The sequence below is a fragment of the Curtobacterium sp. MCLR17_044 genome, assembly GCF_003234435.1.
Taxonomy (GTDB): Bacteria; Actinomycetota; Actinomycetes; order Actinomycetales; family Microbacteriaceae; genus Curtobacterium; species Curtobacterium flaccumfaciens.
On record NZ_QKTC01000020.1, the window covers coordinates 76,746 to 82,873 of the forward strand.

At 70.1% G+C, this 6,128-nt stretch carries 7 protein-coding genes; all 7 read right to left on the reverse strand.

Translation table 11 applies throughout. The features are described from left to right. Nucleotides 1-12: 12 nt before the first annotated feature. Nucleotides 13-1,071 carry a sigma-70 family RNA polymerase sigma factor gene (locus DEJ04_RS14760; protein ID WP_111028721.1) on the reverse strand — a complete coding sequence of 353 codons (1,059 nt, stop codon included), beginning with the start codon at nucleotides 1,069-1,071 and terminating at the stop codon, nucleotides 13-15. Between the two features lie 353 nt (nucleotides 1,072-1,424). Next, entirely contained in the window at nucleotides 1,425-1,559 is a 135-nt protein-coding gene (locus DEJ04_RS18750) for a hypothetical protein (protein WP_258320880.1), read from the reverse strand. Between the two features lie 63 nt (nucleotides 1,560-1,622). After that, a complete protein-coding gene (locus tag DEJ04_RS18535) occupies nucleotides 1,623-1,784 on the reverse strand; it encodes a hypothetical protein (protein WP_163343079.1) in 162 nt (53 codons plus the stop codon). A 58-nt stretch (nucleotides 1,785-1,842) separates the two neighbouring features. Then, nucleotides 1,843-2,046 carry a hypothetical protein gene (locus DEJ04_RS14765; protein WP_071245264.1) on the reverse strand — a complete coding sequence of 68 codons (204 nt, stop codon included), beginning with the start codon at nucleotides 2,044-2,046 and terminating at the stop codon, nucleotides 1,843-1,845. A gap of 29 nt (nucleotides 2,047-2,075) precedes the next feature. Further along, entirely contained in the window at nucleotides 2,076-3,602 is a 1,527-nt protein-coding gene (lysS, locus tag DEJ04_RS14770; protein ID WP_110858514.1) for a lysine--tRNA ligase, read from the reverse strand. Between the two features lie 71 nt (nucleotides 3,603-3,673). After that, nucleotides 3,674-4,366, reverse strand: a complete 693-nt coding sequence (locus tag DEJ04_RS14775) for a Rossmann-like and DUF2520 domain-containing protein (RefSeq protein ID WP_071404512.1) — start codon at nucleotides 4,364-4,366, stop codon at nucleotides 3,674-3,676. Continuing rightward, nucleotides 4,363-6,128, reverse strand: a 1,766-nt coding sequence (locus DEJ04_RS14780; protein ID WP_146248733.1) for a PH domain-containing protein, incomplete at its 5' end; no start/stop codon positions are given. The genes DEJ04_RS14775 and DEJ04_RS14780, both read right to left, overlap by 4 nt.

Consider the following 6,128-nt stretch of genomic DNA (forward strand, 5'->3'; position numbering starts at 1 on the left):
AAGTCCACTGACCTAGTCGGTCAGGTACAGCTGCATGTCCTGCGAGACCGCCTTGGCGAACAGACGCAGCTTGGCGCGCGACTCTACCCGGCTGACGGCCTGGCGGGTCGTGTGCACGATCTTCGAGATCTCGTCGAGGGTCATCGGCTTGTCGTCGTCCAGGCCGTAGCGCATGCGGATGACGTTCGCCTCGTCGCTGGGCAGCTCGGCGACGATGGAGCGGATGTCGCGGTGCAGCAGCGTCGTCTCGGTGAGCTCGTTCGGGCTCGCGGCGTCCTCGTCCTCGATGAAGTCACCGAGTTCGCTGTCGTCCGAGTCGCCGACCACGGTGTGGATCGAGACCGGCTCGTGCGAGCGGCCCTTGAGGTCGACGAGTTCCTCGACACTCATGCTCAGCTCGGCGGCGACCTCGTCCGGCATCGGCGCACGGCCGAGGTCGACGGTCAGGTCACGCTCGGTGCGCGAGATCTTGTTGATGAGCTCGACGGTGTGCACCGGGATGCGGATCGTGCGTGCCTTGTCGGCGAGACCACGCGAGATGGCCTGGCGGATCCACCAGGTGGCGTAGGTCGAGAACTTGTAGCCCTGCGTGAAGTCGAACTTCTCGACCGCACGGACCAGGCCGAGGTTGCCTTCCTGGATGACGTCCATGAAGGGCAGGCCGCGCTGCGAGTACCGCTTGGCGATGCTCACGACGAGGCGGAGGTTCGAGGTGATCATGCGCTCCTTGGCGCGCTCACCGTCACGGACGAGCCAGCGGAGTTCACGCTGCAGGGTCTTCGCGAGACCCTTCTCGGTGGCGAGCTTCTCTTCGGCGAAGAGCCCGACCTCGATGCGGCGTGCGATCTGCGCTTCTTCCTCGGCGGTGAGGAGCGAGAGACGGCCGATGTGACGGAGGTAGTCGCCGACCTGGTCGACCGAGGCGCCGCGGACACCGGCGAGCTGCTCGTCGGCCTCGACCTCGGTGTCGAGGGAGGTGGTGGCGGACTCGGCGGTCGCTGTCTTCGATGCCGATGCCTTCTTGGTGGCGGTGCGGCGGGTGGTGCTGGGTGCAGCCGTTGCGATCGTCATGGTGTTTCTCCCTGCGTTCGACGGTGATGGCTTCGTGGGGCGTTGCCGGGGGGTGCTGATGAGTAAAGCGGCCCGGAGGTGTACCCCACAAATCGTTCGGAGCGATTCTCAGGGTTCTCCGTGCTTCATCATCGAAAGCGTCCCCCGCGGGGTACAGCCCACCGACAGTCTGGTCCCCCAATCGGCCCTGGATCAAGCGGATAACGCCGTGTTTCCGGCGTTGCAGGCGTGTTTCACCAGCGTTTCCGATCGTGTACCCCAGGCGACTGCGTACTCCGGACATGCAAAAGGGGTACGTCCGACCGGATCAGTGCGATCTGGTCGTCGTACCCCGAATACCGAATGGGTGGGGGTCACCAGGAGGGTTCGAGCCACCCGTCCCGGCGCTTGGAGACCTCGAGGTCTGCGTCTCGGTCGAACTCGTCGTACTCGCTCTCGATGTCACCGACGAGGCTGCGGCCCGTGAAGGGATGTGCGGTGGTTGCCATGCGGACGATGCTCACCCCGGCACGCGTCGGCGAGGTGAACGGTGTGTGTCGGTCCGTCGGCGCTCAGACGTCGAGGTCGTCGACGTCACCCTCGTCGTCGAGGGGTCCGTCGTCACTGCCGACGGGCGAGACGGACGCCCCGGACGCCGGGTGTCCGAAGGCGTCCTCCACGTCGAGGTCGTCGAGGTCATCGACGCCGGCGGCGGACTCCGGGATGGTGGGCATGCGCGACAGGATCACACCGCGCGGTGAACACGGGGTGAAGTGGATCGTGCGCGGGCGGCTACTCGGCCGACGTCGGAGCCGGTGCGGGGCGACCGTGCTCACGCTCGAAGCGGGCGCGCTCCTCGGCCTCGACCTTGGCGTACGCGGCTCGCTCGGTCCGGTCAGCACGCATGATCGCGCGCATCACGAACCAGAAGATCAGGCCGACGACGATGGTCGGCGTCAGGGCGAAGACGATCCCGCTTACGACTCCTTCAGGCACCCGAGCATCGTACCCCGGTGGACCGGGAGCTACTTGACCAGCGGGAACAGGATCGTCTCGCGGATGCCCAGGCCCGTGATCGCCATGAGCAGGCGGTCGATCCCCATGCCCATGCCGCCCGACGGGGGCATCGCGTGCTCCAGGGCCCGCAGGAAGTCCTCGTCGACGCGCATCGCCTCGAGGTCACCGCCGGCCGCGAGCTTCGCCTGCTCGACGAACCGCTCCCGCTGCACGACCGGGTCGACGAGCTCCGAGTACGCCGTGCCCAGCTCGAAGCCGCGGACGTACAGGTCCCACTTCTCGACGACGCCCGGACGGGTGCGGTGCTGCCGGGTGAGCGGCGAGGTGTCGACCGGGAAGTTCATCACGAAGGTCGGGCGGTCGAGCGAGTCGATGACGAAGTGCTCCCAGAGCTCCTCGACGTACTTGCCGTGCGTGGCGTGGGCGACCTCGACGCCCTCGGCCTCGGCGAGCGCCTGCAGCTCGGACAGCGGGGTCTCCGGGGTGATCTCGCGCCCCGCGGCCTCGGACAGCGAGCCGTACATGTCGATGCGGGGCCACTCGCCACCCAGGTCGTAGGTGCTGCCGTCGGGCAGGGTGACCTCGAGCGCACCACCGGTGACCGCGCGGGTCGCGTTCTGCACGAGCTCCTGCGTCAGGTCGGCCATCTGCTCGTAGTTGCCGTACGCCTGGTACGCCTCGACCATCGCGAACTCGGGCGAGTGCGACGAGTCGGCACCCTCGTTCCGGAAGTTCCGGTTGATCTCGAACACCCGGTCGATGCCACCGACGACGGCGCGCTTGAGGAACAGCTCGGGTGCGATGCGCAGGAACAGCTCGGTGTCGAAGGCGTTCGAGTGCGTCACGAACGGTCGGGCCGAGGCGCCGCCGTGCTGGGTCTGCAGCATCGGGGTCTCGACCTCGAGGTACTCGTGCGCGGTGAAGGTCTGACGGAGCGAGGCCATCACGGCAGCGCGGGCACGCACGGTGGCGCGGGCCTCGTCGCGGACGATGAGGTCGAGGTAGCGCTGGCGGACCCGCGTCTCCTCGTTGAGCTCGTTGTGCAGGTTGGGCAGCGGCAGGATCGCCTTCGCCGCGATCGCCCAGTCGTCGACCATGATCGACAGCTCGCCGCGGCGCGAGGAGATCACCCGTCCGTGCACGAACACGTGGTCGCCGAGGTCGACGAACTCCTTCCAGCGGGCGAGGGACTCGTCCCCCACCTCGGCCAGGGAGACCATCGCCTGGATGCGCGAGCCGTCGCCGGACTGCAGGGACGCGAAGCAGAGCTTGCCGGTGTTGCGTGAGAACACCACACGCCCCGCGATGCCCACGACGTCCTGGGTCTCCTCGCCGGTCTCCAGGTGCGCGTACTGCTCGCGCACGGCCGGGATCGTCGTGGTGATGGGGAGCTCGGCGGGGTACGCCTCGATGCCCGACTCCAGCAGCTTCGCCCGCTTGTCGAGTCGGACCTGTCGCTGCTCGCTGGTCTCCTGCTCGGCCAGTGCGGCGGCGGCGGCGATCGCGGTGTCGGGGGTGACGGTCTCGTCGGTCATGCGGGTGCGGCTCCGATGGTCGTGGGGGTCGGGGGAAATGCTACCCGCGCCGCGGTCCCGCCCCCGAACCGCTAGAGCGCCGACTGCCCGTCGGCGGCGGTGAGCGCGTTGTCGACGGCGGAGCGGACGAGCGCACCGAGGACACGACCCGGGTGTTCGACGCCGATGCCGGACAGGGTGCCCGCCGACTGGTCGACGATCGCGGTCGAGAAGCTCACGGCGGCCCGCACCGCATCGGCGTAGGCGGGCCGGTCCGCCTCGGCGACGACGAACGGTTCGGCGCCCATCTCGACCACGAGCGCCTGCGCGATCGGCAGCACGGGCGCCGGGGCGGTCACCGCGCAGTACGCGTCGCGCAGCCGGGACAGGTCGACGCTCGTGCCCGTGAAGGCCATCGCGGGGTGGATCGCCAACGGGATGGCACCGGCCGCCATCGCCGGGGCGAGGATGCCGACGCCGTGGTCCGGGCTGGTGTGCACGACGAGCTGCCCCGGCTGCCAGATCCCGGCATCCGCCAGCCCCTGCACGAGCGAGGCGAGCTGGTCGTCCGGCACCGCGAGCAGCACGAGTTCGCTCCGCTCGACCAGGTCGGGCGTCGCGAGCACCGGGGCGCCGGGCAGCATGGCCTCGGCGCGGTCACGGCCCTCGTCGGACACGGCGGTCACCCCGACGACGGCGTGCTCCGCGTTCGCCAGGGCTGCTCCGAGGACGGGGCCGACCCGTCCGGCGCCGACGATGCCGACCCCGAGGCGCCCGGCCCTCATCGTGCGGCTCCGGTCGGTGGGACGTCGCCCCAGCCGGCGGGGACGGCACCGGGCCGGTGGTCCGCCGTCGGTCCGGCAGGGGCTCCGGACCCGGGCACGGTGTCGGCCGCAGCGTGCGTGGCGGTCGCGGGACGGGCCTCCCGTTCGCGCCAGCGGTGCGTCGTGTCGACCGCGGCCGCCTCGACGGCACGCTGCGTCGTCTCCGCCCACAGGCGCTGCGCGTCCCGCGCGTCGAGCGCGCCGACGCGGGCCGAGACCGGGCCGGCCACGGTGTGGACGTGGACGGCTGCGAGCCGCAGGGCACGCTCGAGCGGACCCTGCTCGACCTTGACGCTCTGCACCCGGGGCAGCGGCACGATGACGAGCGAGCGCCACACGGCACCGAGCCGCAGCAGCACCGCACCCTGCACGAACCGGTAGCCGTTGCGGCGGAACGCGAACGGACGGAGCCAGGCGCCACGGCGTGGGGAGTGCACGAAGCCGCCGCGGTCGCCCGAGGTGGTGAGGCTGTCGTCGACGACGTCCACGGCTTCGGCGGCACCCTCGCGCAGGGCTTCCTGCGACGCCTCGGGGCCGGCGACGACGGTGCCGACGAGCCCGGGCAGGATGATGTCGAGGACCTCGCGGACGTCCGCCGTCGTGCCCACGGGCAGCACGATCGAGGACACCTGCTGGTTGCTCGACGCCCCGTTGCCGGCGCTCGTCGCACGGTTGATGCGGATGTCCCACCAGCCGAACGGGCGCCACAGCAGCGGCTGCGCAACGCTGACGGCGTGGATGCGCCCCGGCGGCAGCGTCTCGTTCGACGTCGAGACCAGCCCGAAGCCGATCCGGATGCCGTCGCGGGTCTCGGCGATCGTGTACTGCAGCGAACGGGAGAACTTGCGGACGTAGTAACCACCGGCACCGAGCACGGCGGGGAACAGCCCGAACAGCAGGCCGTACTCACCGGTGACGGCGACGCTGACGATCATCGCGGCGATGACGAGCAGCAGGAACAGCGTCGTGCCGGACAGCAGCATCGACGCGATGAGCCGACCGGGGCGCACCCTGACGATGCGGGTCGCGTGCACGGCTGCCGGGTCGAGCTCGGGCGAGAACATCTCGTCGACGCGGTCCTGCAGCGCTCCGTGCGACTGCCGCGACGAGCCACCGTGGCCGTCGTCGTCCTTCGCGCCGGACGCCAGCACCAGGATGCGCTGCCGCAGGTCGTCGGCGGCGCGGGCCCCGAGGTAGGCGAGCTGCACGTTGGCGTCGTTGCCGGCCTGCGCGATCTCGAGCTTGGCGGTGCCGAACACCCGGGGCACGAGCGGCCGCTGGATGTTGATGCCCTGGATCCGGTCGAGCCGGGCCTTGCGGTGGTTCCGGAACAGCACGCCCGAGCGCACCTCGACGATCTCGCCGGTGACGCGGAACTCGTGCATGCGCCAGGACAGGTAGAACAGCCCGATCAGCACCAGGAGCAGCACCACGATGCCGAGCAGGACCCAGCCGACGACGCCGTGCTCGTACACGTACCGGACGGGGTCACCGTCCTCCTGCTGCTCGCCCGGGATGAAGAACTCGACGAGCTGGTCCCGCAGGCTGTTCAGCACGTAGCCGAGGATGACGATGAGGAAGATCCCGCCCTTGAGCAGCGGGGTGAGCGGGTGCAGGCGGTGCCACTCACCGTCGGTCAGGGGCGCCGCCCGCAGACGCGGACCCCGCTGCTGAAGGACGGGATCTTCCTGATCGTCATCCTCGGCTACGAGCTGAACAGCCT

Coding starts and splice junctions, on each gene's coding strand:
- DEJ04_RS18750 (WP_258320880.1), bottom strand. CDS start 1,559: ATGGCAACCACCGCACATCCCTTCACGGGCCGCAGCCTCGTCGGTGAC.
- DEJ04_RS14775 (WP_071404512.1), bottom strand. CDS start 4,366: ATGAGGGCCGGGCGCCTCGGGGTCGGCATCGTCGGCGCCGGACGGGTC.
- lysS (WP_110858514.1), bottom strand. CDS start 3,602: ATGACCGACGAGACCGTCACCCCCGACACCGCGATCGCCGCCGCCGCC.
- DEJ04_RS18535 (WP_163343079.1), bottom strand. CDS start 1,784: ATGCCCACCATCCCGGAGTCCGCCGCCGGCGTCGATGACCTCGACGAC.
- DEJ04_RS14760 (WP_111028721.1), bottom strand. CDS start 1,071: ATGACGATCGCAACGGCTGCACCCAGCACCACCCGCCGCACCGCCACC.